Origin of the sequence: Microcoleus sp. CAWBG58 (assembly GCF_020883045.1) — a bacterium.
Taxonomy (GTDB): domain Bacteria; phylum Cyanobacteriota; class Cyanobacteriia; order Cyanobacteriales; family Microcoleaceae; genus Microcoleus.
In genome coordinates this window covers 36,709-60,339 of record NZ_JAHRFA010000041.1, presented here as the reverse complement: position 1 = coordinate 60,339, position 23,631 = coordinate 36,709, and the positions used below count along the sequence as shown (strand labels likewise).

General features: G+C 44.9%; 18 protein-coding genes. 12 read left to right on the top strand and 6 right to left on the bottom strand.

The window, feature by feature from the left end:
- The first annotated feature begins 1,185 nt into the window (after nt 1-1,185).
- Nucleotides 1,186-3,663, top strand: a complete 2,478-nt coding sequence (locus QZ918_RS18970) for a phosphoketolase family protein (RefSeq protein WP_293337624.1) — start codon at nt 1,186-1,188, stop codon at nt 3,661-3,663.
- Between the two features lie 219 nt (nt 3,664-3,882).
- On the opposite strand, the gene QZ918_RS18965 is transcribed toward QZ918_RS18970, so the two are convergent.
- Nucleotides 3,883-4,092, bottom strand: coding sequence for a DUF433 domain-containing protein (locus QZ918_RS18965; RefSeq protein WP_293337622.1), 210 nt, complete (start codon nt 4,090-4,092; stop codon nt 3,883-3,885).
- 88 nt (nt 4,093-4,180) lie between these two features.
- Between QZ918_RS18965 and QZ918_RS18960 the strand changes: the two genes are divergently transcribed.
- The 3 genes from QZ918_RS18960 to QZ918_RS18950 all read left to right on the top strand — a co-directional run bounded on the left by QZ918_RS18960 (nt 4,181) and on the right by QZ918_RS18950 (nt 6,635).
- Nucleotides 4,181-5,185 carry an AAA family ATPase gene (locus QZ918_RS18960; protein ID WP_293337620.1) on the top strand — a complete coding sequence of 335 codons (1,005 nt, stop codon included), beginning with the start codon at nt 4,181-4,183 and terminating at the stop codon, nt 5,183-5,185.
- On the top strand, nt 5,178-5,864 hold the full coding sequence (locus QZ918_RS18955; protein WP_293337618.1) for a DUF3226 domain-containing protein: 687 nt from the start codon (nt 5,178-5,180) through the stop codon (nt 5,862-5,864). Before QZ918_RS18960 ends, QZ918_RS18955 begins: the two co-directional genes overlap by 8 nt.
- A 132-nt stretch (nt 5,865-5,996) precedes the next feature.
- A complete protein-coding gene (locus QZ918_RS18950) occupies nt 5,997-6,635 on the top strand; it encodes a histidine phosphatase family protein (RefSeq protein WP_293337616.1) in 639 nt (212 codons plus the stop codon).
- Nucleotides 6,636-6,662: 27 nt separating this feature from the next.
- Here QZ918_RS18950 and psaK read toward each other — a convergent pair whose 3' ends face one another.
- Nucleotides 6,663-6,923 (bottom strand): photosystem I reaction center subunit PsaK, encoded by a 261-nt coding sequence (gene psaK, locus QZ918_RS18945; protein ID WP_293185258.1) that lies wholly within the window; start codon nt 6,921-6,923, stop codon nt 6,663-6,665.
- 277 nt (nt 6,924-7,200) lie between these two features.
- Here psaK and QZ918_RS18940 point away from each other — a divergent pair, with 277 nt between their 5' ends.
- From QZ918_RS18940 to QZ918_RS18930, 3 genes are all read left to right on the top strand, one after another.
- A complete protein-coding gene (locus QZ918_RS18940) occupies nt 7,201-8,415 on the top strand; it encodes an acetate kinase (RefSeq protein ID WP_293337614.1) in 1,215 nt (404 codons plus the stop codon).
- A 243-nt stretch (nt 8,416-8,658) separates the two neighbouring features.
- Nucleotides 8,659-8,835, top strand: coding sequence for a hypothetical protein (locus tag QZ918_RS18935; RefSeq protein ID WP_293337612.1), 177 nt, complete (start codon nt 8,659-8,661; stop codon nt 8,833-8,835).
- 161 nt (nt 8,836-8,996) lie between these two features.
- Nucleotides 8,997-10,745 (top strand): hypothetical protein, encoded by a 1,749-nt coding sequence (locus QZ918_RS18930; protein ID WP_293337609.1) that lies wholly within the window; start codon nt 8,997-8,999, stop codon nt 10,743-10,745.
- 63 nt (nt 10,746-10,808) lie between these two features.
- Here the strand turns inward: QZ918_RS18930 and QZ918_RS18925 are convergent, their stop codons facing one another.
- Both QZ918_RS18925 and QZ918_RS18920 read right to left on the bottom strand, forming a co-directional pair.
- Nucleotides 10,809-11,885, bottom strand: coding sequence for an acyltransferase family protein (locus QZ918_RS18925; RefSeq protein ID WP_293337607.1), 1,077 nt, complete (start codon nt 11,883-11,885; stop codon nt 10,809-10,811).
- Between the two features lie 216 nt (nt 11,886-12,101).
- The gene (locus QZ918_RS18920) at nt 12,102-17,294 is read right to left on the bottom strand and encodes a CHAT domain-containing protein (protein ID WP_293337605.1); all 5,193 of its coding nucleotides are present in this window, start codon (nt 17,292-17,294) and stop codon (nt 12,102-12,104) included.
- Nucleotides 17,295-17,375: 81 nt separating this feature from the next.
- Here QZ918_RS18920 and rnhA point away from each other — a divergent pair, with 81 nt between their 5' ends.
- From rnhA to QZ918_RS18905, 3 genes are all read left to right on the top strand, one after another.
- The gene (rnhA, locus tag QZ918_RS18915) at nt 17,376-18,269 is read left to right on the top strand and encodes a ribonuclease HI (protein WP_293337603.1); all 894 of its coding nucleotides are present in this window, start codon (nt 17,376-17,378) and stop codon (nt 18,267-18,269) included.
- A 176-nt stretch (nt 18,270-18,445) separates the two neighbouring features.
- Nucleotides 18,446-19,084, top strand: a complete 639-nt coding sequence (locus QZ918_RS18910) for a pentapeptide repeat-containing protein (RefSeq protein WP_293337601.1) — start codon at nt 18,446-18,448, stop codon at nt 19,082-19,084.
- Nucleotides 19,085-19,304: 220 nt separating this feature from the next.
- Nucleotides 19,305-20,132: an alpha/beta fold hydrolase gene (locus QZ918_RS18905; RefSeq protein ID WP_293337599.1), complete on the top strand. Its 828-nt coding sequence runs from the start codon at nt 19,305-19,307 to the stop codon at nt 20,130-20,132.
- Between the two features lie 16 nt (nt 20,133-20,148).
- Here QZ918_RS18905 and QZ918_RS18900 read toward each other — a convergent pair whose 3' ends face one another.
- Together QZ918_RS18900 and QZ918_RS18895 are read right to left on the bottom strand one after the other, a co-directional pair.
- Nucleotides 20,149-20,283 carry a hypothetical protein gene (locus tag QZ918_RS18900; RefSeq protein WP_293337597.1) on the bottom strand — a complete coding sequence of 45 codons (135 nt, stop codon included), beginning with the start codon at nt 20,281-20,283 and terminating at the stop codon, nt 20,149-20,151.
- A gap of 213 nt (nt 20,284-20,496) precedes the next feature.
- Nucleotides 20,497-21,021 (bottom strand): protein-tyrosine phosphatase family protein, encoded by a 525-nt coding sequence (locus QZ918_RS18895; RefSeq protein WP_293337595.1) that lies wholly within the window; start codon nt 21,019-21,021, stop codon nt 20,497-20,499.
- A gap of 389 nt (nt 21,022-21,410) precedes the next feature.
- On the opposite strand from QZ918_RS18895, the gene QZ918_RS18890 reads away from it, so the two are divergent.
- On the top strand, nt 21,411-22,634 hold the full coding sequence (locus tag QZ918_RS18890; RefSeq protein WP_293145578.1) for a calcium-binding protein: 1,224 nt from the start codon (nt 21,411-21,413) through the stop codon (nt 22,632-22,634).
- Nucleotides 22,635-23,490: 856 nt separating this feature from the next.
- On the top strand, nt 23,491-23,625 hold the full coding sequence (locus QZ918_RS18885) for a hypothetical protein (RefSeq protein ID WP_293337593.1): 135 nt from the start codon (nt 23,491-23,493) through the stop codon (nt 23,623-23,625).
- Nucleotides 23,626-23,631: the final 6 nt, after the last annotated feature.

Below are 23,631 nucleotides of genomic sequence, written 5' to 3'. Positions count from 1 at the left end.
TGTGATTCAAACTTGTCGTTTTCAAGCTCGTTCAGTAATGACTTTTTTCCGTGAGGCTATTTCTGCTCATTCTTGTGACTTGGCTATGCCTGAGCTCGTTCCGATTTTTCAGACCTGAATCCTTACGTTTAATCAAGAGTTTAAATATAGATTAAATTCTTGGATCGTATCTATCTCTGACTAATAATTGTCTCCCCTCAGCCTCAACCCCATCAACCTTTAAACTTGTATCCCGCTGACAAAACTCATCCAGCAACTTCAAAAAAAATACTCAAATCCCTCCCTTTCATCCACTGAGTAAAGCATGATAATTTTTGCCCAATAATTCAGCGACTGTACATTAAACCGTTTCGGCAACCAAGGCTGAAACTCCCGGTAAAACTCATTTTCCTGTTCGCTTGACTCTATTCATAATTCTCGCCTCGCTGTTTTATAACCAGCCACAAATATAAACAAATACCTAACCAAAGGTTTCCCAACGTACATCCCCGGTACAGCTTTTATTTTTTATATAACCTCAAATAATTCAATATATAGCCGTTATCAGAAAGACGAGGTACGTTGTTGGGCTTGGGCCCTCTTTAAGCGGTTATATAAGCTGTCAGTCATACCTCATCTTTTTGAGAAAGGCTATATATTGACTTACGATAGCAATCGATGCCGAATTGCTGCATATCCCTCTTTCTCTCTACTCTCTTCCTCTGCGCCCTCTGTGCCTCTGCGGTTCATTTAAAAAAGCCAGTTCACCATTTAAATAGCATTGCTATATCTTTGGAAGTTGTTGAGAAATTTCTGATATCGAATCATTCTGACATCTACCTTAAGAAGTATTTTTGGGGATTTGTAGAACACATCCAATGAGGCGCAGCACCTACGGAGAAAATGTACAGTACACACCCTAAAGTTAGAAATCCTATTTTTTATTGCCGAATTCCTTGAACCCTCACAAGTTATTGCTTTTATAGCGTCAAAATTGCGCGAGATTCAGGCAGAAATTAACCTTAATTTAAACTTTTATTTAGACAAAAACAAGCTACAATTCAATTGTTTATGTGAAAGACAGGGAGTTTAAATACCAAACGTCACAAATAACAAATTAATCCCGATCGCACTGCGCGACAAACTTCGCGACAAACTTCGCAACAAACTTTAACCAAACAACCACAACTCAGGAGTCAATAGCCGATGATGCTAGGAACCACCGAGATCCCACAATTAAAGCCGCTTTCCGACTCAGAACTAGGTAAAATCAACGCTTACTGGCGGGCCGCCAACTACCTTTCCGTCGGACAAATCTATCTCCTCGACAATCCCCTACTCAAAGAACCACTCAAACTCGAACACGTCAAACCCAGACTCCTCGGACATTGGGGCACCACTCCAGGCCTCAACTTCATCTACGTTCACCTCAACCGCGTCATCAAAGCCCAAGACTTAAACGCCATATACATCGCAGGCCCGGGACACGGCGGGCCGGGCTTGGTGGCTAACACCTATCTCGAAGGAACTTACACGGAATATTACTCGAACATTTCCCAAGATTCCGAGGGAATTCAACGGCTGTTCAAACAGTTTTCGTTTCCCGGCGGTATTCCCAGTCACGTTGCGCCGGAAACTCCCGGTTCGATTCACGAGGGCGGGGAACTTGGCTACGCCCTTGTCCACGCCTACGGGGCGGCTTTTGATAATCCCGATTTAATTGTGGCGGCGGTTGTCGGCGACGGGGAAGCGGAAACCGGCCCGCTGGCTGCTAGCTGGCATTCTAACAAGTTTCTCAACCCGGTTCGGGATGGGGCCGTGTTGCCGATTTTGCACCTGAATGGCTACAAAATTGCCAATCCGACGGTGTTGGCCCGGATTCCCCGCGAGGAGTTGGAGAGTTTGATGGTCGGTTACGGCTACAAACCTTATTGGGTGGAGGGTTCAGACCCGGAAACGATGCACCAGTTGATGGCTGCAACGATGGATACGGCGATCGGCGAAATTAAGTCGATTCAGGAGAAAGCCCGGACTGAGGGGTGTGCCGATCGCCCTCAGTGGCCAATGATTGTACTCAAAAGCCCCAAGGGTTGGACGGGGCCGAAGGAGGTTGACGGGAAGAAAACTGAGGGTTCGTGGCGATCGCACCAAGTTCCCTTAGCCGAAATGGCTTCTAAACCAGGACACGTCCAACTCCTGGAAGATTGGATGAAAAGCTACAAGCCCGAAGAACTGTTCGACGACAAGGGTAAATTGATTGCAGAATTGGCGGAACTTGCACCGAAGGGCGATCGACGGATGGGGGCAAATCCGCACGCTAACGGCGGTCTGCTGCTGCGAGACTTGAAAATGCCAAAATTTGCCAACTACGCCGTAGATGTGCAAAAACCAGGCACTGTAATGGCAGAAGCAACCCGCGTTTCGGGTCGCTTTTTGCGGGATGTGATGAAACTGAATCAGGAGAACCAGAATTTCCGCATTGTCGGGCCCGACGAAACGGCCTCAAACCGCCTCGATCCAGTGTTTGAGGTGACTGGGCGGGAGTGGATGGGTAGTGTTTTACCAGAGGATGACGAGCACCTTTCTCCCGACGGGCGGGTGATGGAAGTCCTCAGCGAACATCTATGTCAAGGTTGGCTGGAAGGCTATTTGCTAACAGGAAGGCACGGATTTTTCTCTTGCTACGAGGCATTTATTCACATCATCGACTCGATGTTCAACCAACACGCTAAATGGTTGAAAACTACTCGTGAAATTCCTTGGCGGAGACCGATCGCATCTCTCAACTATTTACTCACATCTCACGTTTGGCGGCAGGATCACAACGGTTTTTCGCACCAAGATCCGGGTTTTATCGACCACGTAATTAACAAGAAATCTGAGGTGGTGCGAATATATTTGCCACCGGATGCGAACACTTTGCTGTCCGTTACCGATCACTGTCTCCGCAGCCGCCACTACGTGAACGTGATTATTGCTGGAAAGCAGCCGGCTTTGCAATATCTGGACATGGATGCTGCGATTAAACACTGTACGGCGGGCCTCGGTATTTGGGAATGGGCTAGCAATGACAAAGGTGGCGAACCGGATGTGGTAATGGCTTGTGCGGGTGATGTTCCAACGCTGGAAACTTTGGCGGCTGTTGATATTTTGCGCCGAGATTATCCCGAGTTAAAAGTGCGGGTGGTAAATGTGGTGGATTTGATGACGCTTCAGCCTCACACCGAACATCCTCATGGTTTGTCTGACAAGGATTTTGATGCTTTGTTCACGAAGGATAAGCCGGTGATTTTTGCTTTTCACGGCTATCCTTGGCTGATTCACCGGTTGACTTATCGCCGCACAAATCACCCGAATATTCATGTTCGCGGTTACAAGGAAGAGGGAACGACTACGACACCGTTTGATATGGTGGTGATGAACGATCTCGATCGCTTCCACTTAGTTGGTGATGTGATCGATCGCGTGCCGAAACTGAGTTATGCTGCGGCTTATGGGAAACAGGCGGTGCGGGACAAGTTGATCGAACACAGGTTGTATATCACCGAACACGGCGATGATATGCCGGAAATCCGCGACTGGAAGTGGCCTCACGGTGGGGCTGTTATGTCGGAAATTCCGAAGGAAACTAAAGATCCGACGGTGGTAGGAGATCAAGGTGTGCGATCGGGTGCTCCTGGGTAATAGTTTCGTAGTCAGGACTTTAGTCCTTCTTCACCTAGATTGATGCGGACTAAAGTCCTCACTACGAACCTGGTTTGTAGTGAGGACTTTAGTCCTTCCACTTTTTACCTAAGTCCTGTTAGTATGAATCATATCAATTCCGGTTGGATCGGAATGATTTAACCGCAGAGAACGCAGAGAACGCAGAGCAAGATAAGAGAGAGATGAATAATTTTGATGCTAAAATGAGGCTAGAGTGCGATCGAGTAATACCTCAACTTGGGCGCGAGTTACTCCCGGAAACCATTCGAGAAACTGGTCGATCGAGGCCCCATCTTTAAGGTTCTCGAAAAAGGTGGCAACAGGTACGCGCGTTCCCCTAAATACCCATGCACCACTCACCTTGCTTGGATGCCTTTCAATGACTTCAAAAAAATCTACATTCTGCATAGAGTGTATAATTAAAAGCACCAATCTCAAAGTTATCTTAGCATAAATCAATCGCGAGTCAGGATTTGTACATTCATAAGGGGCGGTAATGCTTAAAGAAATAGAAATCCAAAATTTTAGGTGTTTTGAGCAAATCAAAATTTCTGGGTTTGAAAGAGTCAATTTAATCGGCGGTAAAAACAATGCTGGCAAGACAGCTTTGCTAGAAGCACTTTTTCTAAATATTGCTCCACACGCTAGCAGTCTAGCAATCCTAAAAGAGTTAAGAAGAGAGTCATCAAAAGCTGTACAAGCTATGCCAGATAGAGCCTGGGATAACTTATTTTACGCACTAAAAAAAGATATATCTATAGTAATTATTGGAAAAGACTACAACAACACGGATCGAGTAGAAATTAAATTAGAAATTAATTCAGTTAAATCTAGTATACTTATTGAGTTTATGAGGAACGAAAATCGATCTGCCTTGTCATCAAAAAAGGTTCCTGCGACACATTTAATGAGTTATGATACTTCTACTACTGGCAAGGTACCAATCATTCCATCGTTTACCAGGATTTCAGGGAGAGAACTCACAGTAGCATACGATAACGCCCGTTTAAATGAAAAAGATAGCGAAGTCTTGAAAGCTTTTCAAATTATCGATCCGGCGATCGAATCAGTGGAGAGTTTTTATATTGGAGAACCGACACTTTACTTGAGAAGAAAAGGAGAAAAACGTTTACCTCTCTCATTGTTTGGAGATGCCATGAACCGAGTCGCAGACATTATCCTTAAACTGGTAAACAGCGAACACAAAATCTTGCTAATCGATGAGATAGAAAATGGCATACACTATACAAACCAGCGAGAGTTTTGGAGAATGTTATTTCGGTTGGCGGTTGAACTGGATACCCAGATTTTTGCGACAACTCACAGTTTAGAGATGTTGCAAGCATTTGCTGATGTGGGTTTGGAACCAAATCAAGAATGCAGCAGCGCCTATTTTGAACTAGCAAGGAAACTCAAAACAAATCAAATAATCGGTATCAGACGCGATTTAGAAACTTTGAATTACGCACTAGAGCATCAGAAAGGAGTGAGAGGTGAGTAATATTGTCATCGTAGAAAGCAAAAATGATGCAATTTTCATGAAAGCAATGGTTGAGTTTCTCAACTGCAACATCCAGATAGAACCTCCTATTTGTATAGATGATTATGAATGTTTGGAAGGCTTGAATCCAAAAAAATTAATCACTACGTTAAAAGATTTAGAAGCCGACCTGCAAAAGAGAGATATAGAAAAAATTGGGATTGTTATAGATCTCGATAATTATTCAGAGTCAGAACGGCTGGAATGGGTAAGTGAATGTATAAAAGATGTGTTTGAAGCTGAAATTTTGTCAAGCACTAAACAATTTATCGATATTTGTACAAAACTTGGCACAAATGCAAAATTGGCTTGTTACTTTACAAATGTTGGAGGCAAAGGCGAACTGGAAACTCTGTTAAAGGAAATCAAGGCTAAAGACTCTCCCTATGCTGATTGTTTGGATAGCTGGAAAACTTGTCTAGAAAATCAGGGAAAGAAAATCAGTCAGAAAGAGTTTGATAAATTTTGGATTAGCAACTATATTAGATTTGATACTTGCTCAAAGAAGGAACAAAAACAAGCAGGAGATAAATGTAGTATGTCTAAGTTTGATTATGTTATGGAACATAAAAAAGATATTTGGGATTGGGATAATCCGACCCTCGATGATTTGAAGGAGTTTTTTAAACTCTTTTGTTAATTAGACTAAACTAATTTATAAGGACTGAAGTCCTTACTACGAACCTCTCTCTTCCCTCTTCCTCTGCGCCCTCTGCGCCCTCTGTGGTTAATAAAAAAAATCTCATTCACCAATCAAACAAAACTGGTAAACATGAGCCTAAAAATCTACTTTCTGCGCCACGGTGAAACAGTTTACAGCAAAACAGGTGGCTTCTGCGGCGACCTCGATCCAGAATTAACGCCCGAAGGCGCTCAAATGGCAGCACAGTTTGGCGCAGCTTACGCAAAATTACCTTGGGATGCTGTTTATGTCAGTCCCATGAAACGGACGATCGCAACTGCAACACCTTTGTGCGATACTCTAGGAATTCAAATGCAGCTTCGCGATGGATTGAAGGAGATTAAGTACGGGAAGTGGGAAGGCAAAACCGTTGAGTCTGTTCGCGAAAAATATGCTGAAGATTACATTAATTGGCTGACTGAACAGGCTTGGAATCCACCGACTGAGGGGGAAACTTCGGTGCAGATTTCTAGTAGAGCTTCCTTAGTTATCGCAGAAATTCAGGAAAAGTACAAGACTGGTAATGTTTTGGTGGTTTCCCACAAGGCGACTATTCGGATTATTCTGTGCGGTTTGTTGGGAATCGATCTCGGAAGTTATCGCAATCGCATTGCCACTTTAGCCGCTTCTATTAGTATAGTTAAGTTTGATGTGCGTGGGCCGATGCTGGAGGTTTTGGGCGATCGATCGCACTTGGATGAAAACCTCCGCAATTTACCCGGTACTTAGAAAAGGTGTGCAGTCTTCACCTAGATTCTAAATCGCGCCAATGTAAGACAATCCTAAAATCGTACCTGCGCCCAAAATATGACCGAAGCAGGTGGTTCCCAAGACTGCACCCAAACCAAAACCGCCGAACATATTCGCTGAAGGCATGGCCCCACCTGTGCTCTGATGCTGGATTGTTAATTTGCCGAAAGCAATGGCTAGAATATTGCAGACAATCATAATCAGCCCAATGGTGGGGCTCCATTCTACGGTACGAGGCGCAACGGTTAATAAAATTGTTGTCAACATGGCGATCGGCTCCTTAAATTTTAATCAATGAAAATCTGATGACGAAGATATATCAAATAACCGTAACGCTTGACTACAGATTGCATTAATACTTAATATTTTGATAAATTTCTTAATAAATTCGTCATTAGTGAATAGCTAACAATCAATACGGGTAGCCAGAAACCAGGTTTTTGAGCAAAATACACAGGTTCCAACCAACAGAAAAGGTAAAAATCCGGTTTCTGAGGTTGGAGTGAGTAAGCCCTGAATTACCAATTCCCAATTACCTATTACCATGAAAATCTTAGTTTTAAATGCAGGTTCTAGCAGTCAAAAAAGCTGTGTTTACGAATTAAACGATGTGCTTCCCGATCGCCCGCCACAACCTCTCTGGGAAGCAAAAATAGACTGGAGTCACCGCGAAGGTGCGGGGGAGTTGCAAGTCACAACTGCTGCTGGTAATAGGTTTGAGGAAGAAATTGCCTCGGATTATCGCGCTGGGGCGATCGCTCGAATGCTAGAGACTCTGTGGCAGGGTGAAACTCAAGTTATTAACAGTTTAAACGAAATTGATATTATCGGTCATCGCGTCGTACATGGCGGGGAAAACTATCAGCAAAGCACGCTGATTTCGCCGGAAGTCAAACAGGAAATCGCCCGTTTATCCCAGTTTGCTCCCGTCCACAATCCGATTAACTTGGAAGGTATCGAAGCCGTTGAAAAAATTCTCCCAAATGTGCCGCAAGTCGCAGTTTTTGATACAGCTTTTCACTCGGATTTGCCGCCCGCTGCGTTTGTCTATCCGGGCCCCTACGAATGGCTGGAAGACGGGATTCGCCGCTACGGTTTCCACGGGATTAGCCATCAATATTGCGCGCGCAGGGCTGCTGAAATTCTGAACCGCGATTCTGCCGATTTGCGGCTGATTAGCTGTCATTTGGGCAACGGATGCTCTCTCGCGGCGGTTCGCGACGGCCGGAGTGTTGACACTACTATGGGTTTTACTCCTTTGGATGGTTTGATGATGGGGAGTCGATCGGGCGCGATCGATCCGGGGATTATAATTCATCTGTTAAGGCGATCGCACTTTACTGCTGAGGAACTCGATAATATTCTGAATCGAAATTCTGGTTTGAAGGGGATTTCTGGGGTTTCTAGCGATATGCGGCTGATTGCGGAGGCGATCGCAAATGGCAATTCTCGGGCTCAACTTGCTTTCGATATTTACGTGCACCGTTTGCGCGCCGGTATTGGGGCGATGTTGGCGAGTTTGGGCGGGTTGGATGCTTTGATTTTTACTGCCGGTGTTGGAGAAAATTCGGCTGCTGTCAGGGCTGCTGTTTGCGAGGTTTTTGGGTTTATTGGGTTAAGGTTGGATGGGGAAAAGAATTTGAATTCGCCAATTGATGATGATGTTGCGGCGGTAGATTCTGCGGTGCGGGTTTTGGTGATTCATACTCAGGAAGATTGGGAGATTGCGCGGGAATGCTGGGATATTTCTCGTAGATAATTCGGGATTTTTTCGGCGGTTGAGACGGCGGTTTTTTCGGCGGTTGAAACCGCGTCTACACAGACGAAACCCGACGGGAGCGGGTTGAAGAGTGCGGGGTTAAGTACCGAGTTTTGTGCATTTAAACGATACTATGTACATAGATTGACAAGCTGACTTCGATCGCCCGAACAGCATCCACGACAACCAATATGAACGGCAACAATAAGCTCAAGACTATTTTAACTCAGTTGCGAGATTAATTTGAGATCCTGTATGGCGATCGGCGTAGGTTTAGCAGCAGGCGGTATCGCAGCATCAAGCGGTACAGACAAAGTATTCCTATTTGTTGAGTTGCGCGATCGCCCTTATCGCAGCCAGCATCACCTGGTGGTGCACCAAACCGAAAAAATAGGTCAAAAGGTCGATCGCACAGACTAATAGCGAACATACGCGCGATCGTCCCACCCAACACTCCCACCTCTTGCTGGCGAACATACCTACCAGCCAAAATTTTCATAACTATTAAGAAATATCACATTTTTCGCCAGTTTTTGCAAAGGTGACTTATAGTTTATTTTTCACACAATTAAAACTGTAATATGAATTTAACAAATTCTCGCTATCAGCAATTAGCGCCATATTTAATATTTCTATTTATAGTCACTGTCTTTTTTGCGATCGCCTCAGTATTTCCTTACCAAATAGAGTTCGATCCAATCCCTCAAATCAAAGGAATCAACCAGTGGTTGAGCGGAGTATCTAGTTCGATCAACTCAGTTGTCACCGTAAATCCCAAAGATATATCCCAAGATATACAAACCTGGATAGTCTGGCACGCTCCCGGCGTTACCTTCGCATTTTTACCTTTAATCGCCCTCGGATTGCCTTTAGGAATTGCAGTCAGAACAACCGCATACTTTTTGTTTGTTTCAGGTGGCTTGGGATGGATAAAGGTAATAGATACTCTCACCTCTGACCAGAAAATCAAAATAATTATAGCTGTCCTGTTATCTATCTATTATATAGAAATTGGCTCATTATTGGTTTGTACAGCAGGAGATGTGATTCCTTGGGCAGTCATGCCTTGGGTATTACTGTACGCAATGTATCTGTGTTCAATTTTAGACTCAGGGAATAAATTTGACAGTCGCTTTCTAGTTCATGCAGCTCTACTAGGTCTACTTTTAGGAGGAATTTACTGGTTAAAATACTCTGCTTTTTTAGTTTCTCTAGGAATGCTCGCCTATCTAGCTGTATTTTTATGGTTTTTCAGCAAACAATATACCTTGAAAAACCGTTTTATCCTGTTAGCAGTTTGTACGGCATTCACCCTTTTGCCAGTAATTGGTCTGAGCGCTATTCACCATTCGCTTGCTGGAGTCAATAGTGCTGTAGACCAATTTGAAGCTGCTATTCCTGTGGCATCGCCTTCTACAAGAGGAATGCGTTTTTTATTGAGTTTAATAGGAGCTCCAGGTTTAGGTCTATTTAATTCAGAAATTTTTACTCAAGGCAGGCTGTTGACGTTTACAGCCACAATTGTTAAACAGTTATTTGCTTTAGATATTTCACGAAAAGCAGAAACTTTTAAAATATTTGTAGGTCTGGCAGGAACCTTAGCAGCTTTTTGGTTTGTTGCAGAGTCTGCTCGCAAAAATATATACAATAAAAAACTTATTATTCTTTGGGGCTGCATTACAACGATTCCTTTTATATTCATTGCATATATATCTTATAAAACTGGAATCAATCTATTAATGGCAGGCATCGGTCGTTACAGCAATCCTTTCTTTATACTTACTGTCTTCTTTGTGATTTCTTACTACATTTACTGGATTTCAAATCATGAAAAATCTATACTGTCAAAAATTGTATTGTCTGTTGTATTGGTATTCTTTGTATTGCTGCCCCCGCTCAATTATATAGCTGATTGGGCTGAGGCTATAAGTTTGCGGAAAAATTACGTAACAACAGAGAATTTTCTCTATGTCGATATCTTGTCAAAAAAGAATGTTAAATCGGTAGTTACTCAGATAAACTCTGCCGTTAAATCACCTAAAGATGTTGTCGTTTTAACTAAAGATACCGATGAATTGCGTTTTGGTTCGTGGCTGGAAATGAGACACAGAATCCTCTCACTCCCAATAGTTGACGGTGAAGAAGCTAAGAGTAAAATTACAACAGCGCAAGATTTGAGAGTCATACTTGTTGTCTCCAATGCTTTGGAGACAAATGAAAATCAACTGGCGCTAGTGAAGCAGAGATTTGCCCAATCAACTGGATGGACTCGGCTACCCGAAAATCCAGATGCTGAGGTTTCTATTTGGTTTTCAGATTTGAAGGCTTGACAAGATAGCAATCCTTTCTTGTATTGATTTCAGCATAAATACCTTCTGCATAAGTGCGACAATTCACTGATTGACCTTTTTTTTATGAGAGTTGTAGCCCAGTAAAAATGGCACATAGAGATTCAAACCCCAAGCGATAGGAATCAGGATCAATACAGATAATATCGTGTAAGCTAAGGCAACAATATTTGAGTGGTCTAGGGAACTTTTAGGCACTTTAAATACAAAGACTAAAACACCTGTAAAAAATGGAAATAGCAACAGATGCAACGGAAAGATCACCAGAGTATTTTTGCCGATTTCTGTGAAAAGCTTATTCGGCTTAGTCAATCGAGAAATCTGCGCCCAAAATAATATTCCCGACAGTGCAGCCAAGTAAAAATAGAAATAGTTCTTACCAAAATTTCCAATAATAAAAGCACTTTCCTCATTGAGATTTGAAAACACGATATAAGCTAAGGTTGCCAGTAGCAAAATTGGCCACTGATACCAGACTTTAAAGCTCTCATTCAAAATATAAGGTTTAACTAAGTAGCCTACGCCATAGAAAACTACTGCTGTTAAAGCAATGTCAGCGCCAAATGGCAGTCTAAAGTTGTCTATCCAGACAACTTTAAATAAAAAATAGCCAATAACAGATAAACCAAACAGCGCTAATCCTAGGGTTTTATGAGATGGTAAACGAATCAAGAAAAAGAAGAGTAATTCCGTGATAAACAAACATGGGAAAAACCAGAGAGTAGTATTATAATCTAGCCATTCCCCACCACCTACACCGTATATAATATTACTAAAAAAATGTAAAACTGGATTCGCAGGCAACACATCTCCCTTTATCTTTCCTATCACAAAAAACCACAGAAAATAGCTAAAAATACTGAAAGAAAAATAAGGAATTAGTAAGCGTTGAACCCTTGTTTTTACATAATCAATAAATGTCTGTTGTCGGATAGACTCTTTTACAAAAAGTCCTGAAATAAAGAAAAACAAAGGCATACAAAATGAAGCCACATATAAATCAAGTGCACTATCTAGACGCCCTGTATGCACTAAGACGATCGATAACATACCAAAAGCTCTTAAGTTGTCAATCCAAGCAATTCGACTGCTACTTGATTTTTGTTCAGCTACGTCACTCATTAGACCTTAATTAACCCACTAAACAATATTATTTTTCGTTGAATTTAAACATCTACTTATGATGGATTTATGACTTTGGGGATTGTCATTGTGTATCTAATCTCTTAGAATTAACTATCTAGTTTTCGATCTTACTCTGGTTCTCACATATTGTCAATTAATTAATTATGATTGTCAGGTGCAAATTTATACATTTCATTAATTTTTAATCCGGCTTTACCACGGACTCCCAATCATTACAAAAGCCGACCAATAATAAGGATGCGACAACTTCAAATCTGCAAACCCTTGCAAGGATTGCGGCAACTCCACTCCCTCACCCCGACTCGAACCCCGCAACTTGCCGCCCTCCAAACGCACATCTCCCCGCAACATCGCAATTTGCGCTTCTCGCAGCGCCGCCGCCTTAATTGGGGCAATCTTTAACTGCTGATAAAACTCAGCCATCAATCCCAAAGTACCCTCATCGGAAACATACCACAAACTCCCCAAAGCCGTTTTTACCCCCGCTTGCAGCGCCAAACCTCCAAAACCTAACTCCGCACTGTCATCACCCACGGCAGTCCGACAAGCACTTAAAACTAATAGATTTACCTGCGGATTATTCAATCTCAAATCACGCAATTGATTCAGTCTTAAGCGACTATCCCACAACTGAATAAAAGAATTATTCGGCAGTCCCGGACGAAATTCGCCGTGAGTTGCTAAGTGAATAATCCCAAAAGGTCGGCTTTCATGCTGTTGCTTCAAATTATTGTAAGTGAAACCCTCATTCAGAAAACTAATTCCCGGCCACAATCGCGAAATAGCGGCTATTTCGGCAGGAACCGCTGGCAACGGATTCAACTCCGAAAATTCCGATGCACCCATTGCTAAAACTTCAGATTTCCTGATATCCACGTAGCGAGTATCTGTTAAATTAATGCTGGGCATCAGGCTGAGATTGTACTTTTCGATCAAAAATTGCTTTCCGTCGTGCAAAGCAGCAAAGGGCATACCTCTCAAACCGCGATCGACTACAAAAGAAATAGTATCAGTTTCGCACTTCTTCAAATGCTCCTCCAAAGGCTCCACCATCCACTTATAAAGCTGTTGGGCAGATGGTAGATAACTCGTAGTATTACGCTTGGTTGGATTAGTAATCTCATTTCTAAACACAGTTACAACTTTCAGCAATTCTTCGCGGTGCGCTTCCGGCACAGTTTTGTGAACCACTGCACCGCAAGAATCTACTAACATTAAATCTAATTTTTCCGATCGCGAAAACAGATAAATTAAGCTGGGTTTCGTTTTCGTTTCGGCGCCCACCGATACTAATTTTTTCTTGATGTCGTCTACCGATAGTAAATCCTTGCTGATGTTAAGACCGAAATATTCCTCGAATTCTTGACCAAAAGATTTCTCCAGAAGAGGTAAAGCTGCTGATAGTTTCCCTGCATCAAAGTTCCTGCCGATGTCACTGCGAAATGCTGCCCCAAAAATTGGTTCTCTGGGATTTCCACCGATGAAATTTCTGAGTCCTCTGGGAGATTGCATTCTTTCCGGTAGCATCCTTTCTCCTGGTTTTCCTAAATATCGCGATATTCTGTTTTGGTTCCGTAGCTGTTCGGGATTTAAGGGTTGGTTGGGCTCGGGAAAAATCGATCGCGATTTATCTAATGGAAATCTATCGATTAGCGATGGTGGTAAGGAATTTGGGTTATTGCGATCGATTGGATTGAGTGGATTATTCGGATTATTCGGATTATTCGGATTGAGTGGATTACTGGGATTCAGTGGATTATTTGGATTTAGTGGATTATTCGGATTTATTGGATTATTCGGATTGAGTGGATTACTGGGATTGTTAGGATTGTTGGGATTGTTAGGATTGTTGGGATTATTCGGATTATTCGGATTATTCGGATTGTCGGGATTGTCGGGATTAATTGGTTGGTTGGTAGTGACGATCGCACTATTGCCCTGAGTGTAAGAATTTATGAAAGATTGCCCTTGAGTAATCGTACCAGAAGCATTGCTCGCGATCGCCCCAGCAGTCCCGTTAGTCGTCGCATTTCCCACCGCAAAAGGCGTCGGCGGATTGACATCACCGCCACCGTGGGCAATCCTCACCGTACCCGGTTGAGTGCCACCAATAGTCGAGATACTCACAGGAGTACCGTTTTGGTCAAAAGTACCCGTGACTCGCACCAAACCCGGAGTCTGGATATTCACCGTACCGCCGGGAGCATTGATTGATGTAATGCTAATATCATTTTGAGCGTTAAGATTTACTCCAGAAGTGCGATCGACAACCGCAGGATTAACATTTATTGCCCCGGTTCTGATTTGCCCTCCCGCTAAAATATCCACAACTTCCGCAGCATTGATATTACCAGTAGTGACATTTCCCCTGCGGCTGGTTAAATCAATTCCTACTCCCTGCAAATTACCCGCAGTCACGTTTTGTGCAGCTTCTAAATTGATATTACCAGTTGACAAAGTATTGCCGATCGCAATATTGCCACCGCTATTAACATCAACAGCACTTCCTTGCACATTTCCCGCAGTAAAATTAGTCGGTGTTCTCGAAACAATCCTGGCAGCAGGAGCATTTATCCCGATCGCGCTAATATTATTTCCAGCATTGAGAGTTACCGCCGACAGGGGATTAACTGGCTGTGTAGTAGGGCGAGTAATATTAACTGTCTCGGTTTGAATTTGCTGCCCCGCCGAAATCGTAACTTGTTCGGCAGCGGTGAGATTGCCAGCGGTGACATTTCCGGTGGTGCTGTTAAGATTAATCCCAACTCCCTGCAAATTTTGGGCAGTTAAATTGCCAGAAGCTGTCAACTCTACATTACCTGTAGCGTTGGTATTACCAGTGGCAACAGTTCCCGAATTGCTGGCAATATTAACTCCGACACCTTGCAAATTTCCTGAACTTACATTGCCAGGAGTTCTGATATTGATATTTCCTGTTGACGCAGTATTCGCAGTTGTAATATTCCCCGTGGTGCTGGAAACATCCACGACTCCGCCCTGCAAATCTCCGGCAGTTAAGTTGTTAGTTGCTCTCAAAGCAACGGTGGCAGTGGGAGCATTAACAGATGCAACATTAATATTAGTGTTCGCATCTAGATTGACTGTGGGATTAGTAGGATTAACTGGATTAACTGGATTTGCTGCGATCGCATTAACAGTGATTGGCGCTGTACTGATTTGTTGTCCCGCTACAACTCTGACATCTCCCGTAGAGTCGATCGCACCTGTAGCGACACTTCCGGTGCGGCTGGTGGCTCCAACAGTCGTACCCGTGAGGTTCCCCACGTTTAAGTCTCCAGGAGCTGCCAAAGTGACATTCTCGGTGGCTGTAACGCTTGCAGGTGTTGTATTCGGGACGATTGTATCGGGAGCGTTCAACACTCCCAGAGCGCCGGAGTTGCTGGTAACATTAACTTGAGAACCCCGCAAATTCCCAAAATTGACATTGCCGAATGCTGTAAGTGCGATCGCCCCAGAATTCCCAGTGTCGATCGCGCGCGTTACTATATTACCCGCAGTCGAATTCAGATTAATATTGCCCTTGATATCAGCCGGAACGATGTCATTTGTCAAATTAATATTGTTAGCAGCCTGAATATTGATCGTCGAACCAGATGTTAATCTACCTCCAACGATCGCAGATCCTTCCCTGCTTTCGAGGCGAATCGATCCAGCATTAATATCTCTAGTTACCACCTCTTGCGCCGCTGACAAAATCACAGGCCCGCCCGCAGAAATGTTTTCCACAGCAATCAAACTTCTGCCGCTCAAAATTGGCGTCGAGGTGGTATCACTATCATCATCAGGTAAACTGTCAGGAGAAATATTTACCGGATTTGCCAAACTTGCTACTCCCGCCCGGAGAATTAAGGCTGGACTGCTAGTTAAAATAGCAATATCTGGATCTGAAGTCGCATTTTCAGTCCGCAATGCAACATCCGGGCCGGTAATTGTAATATCCTCGGCCACAATGCTGCCCCTAGCCTCGACTTTCAGCGAAACCCCAGTATAATCTCCCAAGAAAACATCACCTTCGGAACTAATAATCGGGTCAAATAAACTGACAAAATTTCCCGGCCTTCCCGACAGATTCCGCACCGAAAAATTGCCCCTCGAAGCAAAGTGAGCATCCCCAGAAATGACACCGTTGCTGACTAAACTCAAATTGCCACCGCTTTGAAATTGCGGGGGAAGAGACAAGCCGCCCGTCGCGTTTAAGGTGAGAATGTCGATCGCGCGATCGCCTCGAATCTCTAAATTCCCCCCAGCCCGTGCCAAAAAAGGATTCTGCGCGCGATCGCGAACTCGCACCGCATCCCGTGCCAGCAAGTTCAAATCCCCCGCAGTTTGCAGCCTAGCCCCCGCTAACGTCAGATTTCCCGCAGCCGAAACAGTCGCACTTCCGGCATTCACCTGCGGAAGCACAGACAAGCCGGTTTCCGTAGGGGCGGTGCCCCCGTGCCCGCCCTCCACGCTGAAATCTGCTGTAGTCCCAGCAGCAATTGCCACATCCCCAGAATTCACCTGCAAACCAGAGTCCACAAGCTGCACGCTACCATCAGCAGCAACAGCAACACCTGTCGCCTGATTTTGGCCAGAACCTGTCAGCAACTGCGGCAAAGAAACAGGATTCAAACTTTGTTGAGAATTCTGAAAATTAGCACCCGTTGGTATTTCCAAATTCAACAAAAGCCCCCGTTGACCGATCCGCAAAACATTCTCGCCCGGAACAGCAACAACAGTAATTTGTCCGCCCGGTGCCGACAACTGCCCCGTACTCACAACCGTACCGCCCAGCAAAGCCAAACTTTGGCCCGGAGTCACAGCCAAATTGCCAGCATTAACAATACTTCCTGGTTGATTCGCCCCAAAATAAAAAGCATTTGGCGCACCAACTAAGGCACTAAAATTATTTGTACCTGCCGCATTAAACCAATTAGAACCAAAACCCACATTATTAGCAGTAGTCGCAGTAAAAGCACCAGGCACATTCAAACTCGCGTTCGGGCCAAACACAATCCCCGCAGGATTAATTAAAAACAGATTAGAATTGCCACCCGTGACCGTAATTAAACCATTAATTAGCGAAGGGTTCCCACCAGCAATGCGAGCTAATATATTTTGAATAGCCGAATTAGTCAGAAAATTAGCAACTTGACCTTCATTCAAGCCGAACTGCCCAAAACTGTGAAAAAGATTCGCCCCGTCTCCCGACAAACTGCCACCGTTAATATCGTAGCGGTTGCCATTGCGGATGACAGCAGTGCCAGTACCGTCAGCAGCAGGCACAACTGTTTGCGCCTGCGCGAAAGTATTAAAAATTAACAAAGAAAACGGACAAATAAATAGCCCGACCTTTTTAATCTTTAAGTTGACATTTTTCATGGGCAGCTACAGTCGATCGCAATTTCCCTCAATTATCGCACCCGCCAACAAAATAATCGTAAATAACAAATTAATTAACCCATGACAACTCCCACAATCAAAAGCTTGTACACAGACGGCGCTTGTTCCGGCAATCCAGGCCCCGGCGGTTGGGGTGCAGTCATCTGCTTCGCCGACGGCAAATGTCACGAACTAGGCGGGCGAGACCCCCAAACTACCAACAACCGCATGGAAATGCAGGCAGCCGTCGCTGCACTCGAATTTTTTGCCAATTCCGGTCAAACCGAACCAGTCACCGTTTACACCGACAGCGAATACGTTAAAAACGGCATCACCAAATGGATTCAAGGCTGGAAAAACAAAGGCTGGAAAACCTCAACAGGCAAAGATGTCGTCAACCAAGACCTTTGGCACCTGCTAGACAAGCTGAATTCCCGACAAATCAAGTGGGAACACGTCCGCGGCCACTCCGGCGACTTCTACAACGACAGGTGCGATGAAATCGCCCGCAGCTTCTCTCACAATCGCACTCCCGCCCTGCAACAGCATCGACCAACAACAGATGAGTCTGGGTCATCGCCGCTAGACATTGAAAACCCAATTGTTTTGGAAGAAACGGACACAACTGGTAACAAAACGATAGAATCCTATGTCATAACTTCTGACCTTGAGATCTCCAACTCTAACATGATGGATTCAACTGCCGATACCCTGGAGAACTTACCCCGCGAGGTGAGGGTTCAGGAACTCCGCAACCTGATCGAGACGTTGCACATAGCTGACGAAGTTGCCACCAAAGGCTACTTGATTACCAGTTCTGAACTGGCTGATTTGATGGATGTAAATGCCAGCGCTGTCACCAGCCGTGGAGACAACTGGGTTTGGCGCAACTGGGTAGTTTCTCGCGTGCGCCGCGAGGGCAACCAAATTCTCTGGCAATTAGAGCGCATCGACCACGTTAGTACGACTGATTAATCATCAGTCATAAGTCCTCAGTCAGATTGTGACAAATGCCTTCTGGCTGCTGCAATATCTAGGACTAATTGCAAGAACTCAAACGGTAGGTGCGCGCAGCGCACCTTACCTGTTTCCAGAGAGGAAAAATAATTTAACTTATAATTTAAGAAACGCGAACAAATCCTGAATAAACAGTGAAAAACAAGAGTTCGATCGCTTTAATGAACTGGCTGCCACCCAAACCAGAAACCGTTTTGCTTTGCGACTCAATTGCAGCAGCTTCTGAAATGGCATTTATGCTAGGCGGCGAGTGGGATGGCTGCAATAGTTTTGTCCTGCCTAAATCCGATAAGGTAGCAATTGAAATAGCCGCGAGTTTGCTCGAGACATCGTGGTGCTATCAAAAGGCTGCCGAACCGGTTTTAATTCGGCTGGGAGTTGACGAATTGCTGCGCCGTTATGCGGCGGGAGACAGATATTTTGTGAATGCTAACTTGAGATGCGCTCAATTGAGCCAACTTTGTTTGGAAAACATCGATCTGAGTTATGCCAAATTGAATTTGGCTGACCTGGGCGGCACTAATTTAAATAAAGCAAATTTAGCAGAAGCACAGATGCAATCGGCTAATTTGAGTGGCTGCAACTTGCATAAGTCACAAATTGTGAGGGCAAATTTAGCTGGGGCAAATTTAAGCAATGCTAATCTCAGAGGTGCAAATTTGACTAATGTAGATTTAAGTAATGCTGACTTAACAAATGCTGATTTAAGAGGTGCAACTCTAGGTAAAGTAGACTTGAAAAAAGCTTGCTTAGATGGGGCTATCTTTGAGTAAAATAAGTCGCTGCCCGACAGTTCGTAGTGATGAAGTTCGTAGTGCGTCCTGGTGTCCGCAGCTTGATAGCGGACACCAGGACGCACTACAAACCGCCGATCGCGCCACTAAGTCGCCAAAATCAAACACCGTTCGTAGTACGGACTTCAGTCCGTAGCATTATGCGGACACCAGGACGCACTACGAACCAATCCAAACAACGTTAAAGTCCAGGTATTTTATGCAAATTACGACTGTCGTCGGCCCTGCGGGGCGACTCAATCTCACCGACACGGGCGCAGCCAGCAGCGCAGAAGCACAACCCATCCCCCTCCTGTTAGTACACGGTATGGCATACCACCTCGGAGTCTGGGACGAGACGATCGCACTTTTGGGCGCCAATCTCGGCCAAAACCAGCGCATTTTGGCGATCGACCTCCGGGGCCACGGCGCATCCGATCCGCCCGCAGATGGCGATTACACCCCCGATAGCTGCGCCACCGACATCATCGCCATCCTCGACGCCCTGAATATCCCCCAAGTAGCCCTCGTCGGGCACAGCTTCGGTTCCCTCGTCGTCCTCGCCACCGCCGACGCAGCCCCAACCCGCATCACCCGCGTCATCCTAGCCGATCCTCCCGGTGACTTTAACTACCTGCCGCCCTCCGTATACGAAGAACAGATGGTTCCCTTCCTCGCAGCGCTAGCGGGCGATGACTACCGCGCTGCGGCAGAGGAAAAGTTCTCCCAAGCCCTCGAAGGCGGTACTGCTGCGACGCGGGAAACCACGATCGCAAACCTCCGGGCCACGCCGCGCGATCGCCTCATCGGTATGTACAAAGGTATGTTTGCTTACGATGCAGTTGGTGCGATCGATCGCATCCTGGCAACTGGGGGCACGCAAATCTCAGCAGTCCTCGCGCCCGCCAACTCCTGGCCCTTCAGCCTCCACATACTCCGCCCCCAAATTGCCACCACCGTCATACCAGAAACCAGCCACTGGTTGCAGCTTGATGCGCCGGTTCCCTTTGCCGAAGCAGTGACAAATCAGTTGACAGTTGACAGTTGACAGTTGACAGTAGTCATTAGTCATCTTCGGTGGATTGACCACAATCAGATTGGTTCGTAGTGCGGACTTCAGTCCGCATAATGCTGCGGACTGAAGTCCGCACTACCAACCGTTTTTGTGATGGTAATCTACCGGATATGATATGAGTCATTGAAGGCGATCGATCTCCTATGTTGAAAACTATTTAGGCATTTGCGAAATCCGAAACCGACTTTTTAACCACCAAGAATTGGTTGAAAGCCGGAACCCTTTTCCGGTGACTGTTTAAACAATATCGATGTAACCGGAAACGATATCATTACTCCAATCCTCTTCCTTCCTTTATCAAGTGCACTCAAGCGGTCAACTGTCAACTGTCAACCTGTCAACGACAATCATCCAACAAAGCATCAAGTTCAGCAGCGACTTTCCACGGATTTCGACCTTTGAAAACAGCAGCGATCGCAGCTTCATAGGGATTTCTACCAGTTTTTTTGACAGCCGCGATCGCCTCTGGGTTAGAAAATCCCCGCCCGCTAACCAACCAAGCAGCCAAAACCTGTCCTGTGCGCCCAATCCCGCCACCGCAGTGAACTACCACCCGATCGCCCGATCGACTTGCAGATGCTAAAAACGGTAAAATGCGATCGACTAAAATCGAGCGATCGACCAATTCAAAATCTGCGATCGGAGCCCAGCAAACGCGATCGCACCCAAAAACATTTCGATAGGTTCCCAACAAGTCAGAATAGCCCGTGAGTTGTGTCTCAGGAAGCAAGCAGCAAACTCGATCGATCTTCTGTCGCCGCATAAAATCAATCCAGCCAGCAACTTCCTCATCGCGGTATCCCGGTTTTGCCGCACCAAACACAACTAATTCATCCTCCGCAGCCGCCGCAAACTTGTACATCAGGCCTCAATTTAAATCCTAAAATAACTTAGAGCTTTTTAGATATTCTTACTTTACTTCTTAAGTGGCTAGCTTAACTGTCTAACTGTCCTGGACGTTCACCATAAATCAGGACAAAGTTGATATATCAGCGTGCAGCGTTAGATTTCAATAAATCAGGCAATCAACCATGCTATTTAAGTATGGCGATAAGTCCTATTATTCCAATTCACATTGCACTCAAATTCACAGCAAAGTCTTGAGTGCAATGCTCACCTATCGCCGCATCTGGCATCTGCAAATAGCCAATTAGATTTGCAATTTGTAGATAAGCTCTTAACGTATCGCGATACTTTCTATCGCCCGATACAGTTCAGACAAATAGATCGTTATTCTTGGAGAAATTTAACATGGCTAGGATTCGAGGTACTTTTAATGACGATTTGCTAGAAGGCACTCCTGACAACGATACCCTGTCAGGGTTGGCAGGGAACGACACACTCTACGGTAGAGCCGGAGACGATGAGCTTGATGGTGGTTCTGGTGCAGACAAAATGTATGGTGGTAGCGGTAATGACAAGTACATTGTCGATAATATTGCTGACATAGTTGTCGAGAATACTGCCGAAGGTATCGATCTGGTAGAATCCACCGTCAGCTACACTTTAGGAGCAAACGTCGAAGACTTGCATTTGAAGGGAACTGCTGCTATTGATGCGACCGGAAACAACACCCACAATGCTATGGTAGGCAACGATGCCAACAACTCGATGTATGGTTTGGGCGATCGCGATTACTTATTTGGCGCAGGCGGTAACGACTTCCTAGATGGTGGTGATGGCGATGACCAAATCTATGGTGGTACGGGGGACGACATCATATATGGTCGTGCTGGTGCCGACGACATGAATGGTGGTAGCGGTAATGACCTTTATTTGGTTGATAATGTTGCTGATTTAGTTACCGAGAAAGCTGCCGAAGGTACTGATACCGTAGTCACTTCCACTATCAGCTATACTTTGGGTGCAAACGTCGAAAACCTCACCTTGAGTGATGCTGCTGATATCGATGGCACTGGTAACGAATTGAATAATTATATGCTGGGTAACGCCGGCAAGAACTTCATCAAAGGTGAGGGTGGAGACGATCAAATTAATGGTAGAGGTGGCAATGATATCATTCGTGGCGATAATGGGAATGACACGCTTACAGGTGATACCGGCAATGACTTTGTGTTTGGCGACAAGGGTAACGATATCCTGTACGGCAACGATGGTAATGACCAACTTTTAGGTGGCGGTGGCAACGATACCCTCAATGGCGGTAATGGTAACGATATCTTAACTGGAGGTGGGGATATAGATCCTGCCGGCAACAACATTCTCTGGGGTGGTGCAGGTGCCGATGGATTCAGATTCTATTTTGCTCCCACAGGGATTGACACCATCAAAGACTTCCAGGTGAGTGAAGTTGACAAAATTGAAATTCACCGCAGTTTTGGTGCTACCTCCCTCGACCAATTCAGCTATAGCAAGACTACTGGTGATTTATTCTTCGGTCAAGTTAAGTTTGCCACTCTTGAGAATAAGCCAGCAGACTTCTTAGTATCGCGAGATATTGTGCTATTACCATGAGGAGGAATTGAATTGTATCTGAGTTAAACAGACTTAATGTCAAGTCTGTTTAACTCAGATATTACATCATCATTATCTAAGGTATGTAGTTGCGCTTCAGCGCTCTTCGGTATGTTGTTGCGCTTCAGCGCTCTTTGGTATGTAGTTGCGCTTCAGCGCTCTTTGGTATGTAGTTGCGCTTCAGCGCTCTTCGGTATGTAGTTGTGCTTCAGCGCTCTTCGGTATGTAGTTGCGCTTCAGCGCTCTTTGGTATGTAGTTGCGCTTCAGCGCTCTTCGGTATGTAGTTGCGCTTCAGCGCTCTTCGGTATGTAGTTGCGCTTCAGCGCTCTTTGGTATGTAGTTGCGCTTCAGCGCTCTTTGGTATGTAGCCTTTCCATAGATGAAGTATGACTGTAAATCGAGTTTTTAGGCGCATACCTTAGTACATAATAACTCTAACGAGTGAGTTCATCCCAACAGCATCCGCCAATCTTTCGCTCGCAGTATTATATTTAGAAAGAGCGCTGAAGCGCAACAACGTACCTTTTGGAAAACATCAAAATCTGACGCACCATAAAAGTCTATAGTAGCGTGCTAGTTACAATACCGGATGCAAACAAAAGAGTACCCAATGGGTACTCTTTTGTTTGTTTAGATGAAAGCATAACTGACTGAATAGCTAAATCTGACACTCTCATAAAAACCTAAATCCTTTGCAATATCTATCTTTCAAACTTAATGCCTAGATGTTTTTTGGACTTCGGCTTAAGTGGCTAGCTTAACTGTCTAAATGTCCTGGACATTGGCTGTCACTCAGGACAAAGTAGATACATCAGCGTGCAGCGTTAGATTTCAAAAAATCAGGAAATTAACTAGATGATGTTTAATTATTCCGGGATTTCCGATTGTTCTAATTCGCATTCAACTCAGATTCACAACAATGTGTTTAGTGCGACGCTCACCTATCGCGACAGCTTGTATCTGCTCGATCGCAAAATCGATCGCTTGTGAATCTAA

Bases quoted from the DNA above. Each gene is read 5' to 3' on its own strand.
- QZ918_RS18970 (WP_293337624.1), top strand. From the start codon at position 1,186: ATGATGCTAGGAACCACCGAGATCCCACAATTAAAGCCGCTTTCCGAC.
- QZ918_RS18965 (WP_293337622.1), bottom strand. From the start codon at position 4,092: ATGCAGAATGTAGATTTTTTTGAAGTCATTGAAAGGCATCCAAGCAAG.
- QZ918_RS18960 (WP_293337620.1), top strand. From the start codon at position 4,181: ATGCTTAAAGAAATAGAAATCCAAAATTTTAGGTGTTTTGAGCAAATC.
- QZ918_RS18950 (WP_293337616.1), top strand. From the start codon at position 5,997: ATGAGCCTAAAAATCTACTTTCTGCGCCACGGTGAAACAGTTTACAGC.
- psaK (WP_293185258.1), bottom strand. From the start codon at position 6,923: ATGTTGACAACAATTTTATTAACCGTTGCGCCTCGTACCGTAGAATGG.
- QZ918_RS18940 (WP_293337614.1), top strand. From the start codon at position 7,201: ATGAAAATCTTAGTTTTAAATGCAGGTTCTAGCAGTCAAAAAAGCTGT.
- QZ918_RS18930 (WP_293337609.1), top strand. From the start codon at position 8,997: ATGAATTTAACAAATTCTCGCTATCAGCAATTAGCGCCATATTTAATA.
- QZ918_RS18925 (WP_293337607.1), bottom strand. From the start codon at position 11,885: ATGAGTGACGTAGCTGAACAAAAATCAAGTAGCAGTCGAATTGCTTGG.
- QZ918_RS18920 (WP_293337605.1), bottom strand. From the start codon at position 17,294: ATGAAAAATGTCAACTTAAAGATTAAAAAGGTCGGGCTATTTATTTGT.
- rnhA (WP_293337603.1), top strand. From the start codon at position 17,376: ATGACAACTCCCACAATCAAAAGCTTGTACACAGACGGCGCTTGTTCC.
- QZ918_RS18905 (WP_293337599.1), top strand. From the start codon at position 19,305: ATGCAAATTACGACTGTCGTCGGCCCTGCGGGGCGACTCAATCTCACC.
- QZ918_RS18900 (WP_293337597.1), bottom strand. From the start codon at position 20,283: ATGACTCATATCATATCCGGTAGATTACCATCACAAAAACGGTTGGTA.
- QZ918_RS18895 (WP_293337595.1), bottom strand. From the start codon at position 21,021: ATGTACAAGTTTGCGGCGGCTGCGGAGGATGAATTAGTTGTGTTTGGT.
- QZ918_RS18890 (WP_293145578.1), top strand. From the start codon at position 21,411: ATGGCTAGGATTCGAGGTACTTTTAATGACGATTTGCTAGAAGGCACT.
- QZ918_RS18885 (WP_293337593.1), top strand. From the start codon at position 23,491: ATGATGTTTAATTATTCCGGGATTTCCGATTGTTCTAATTCGCATTCA.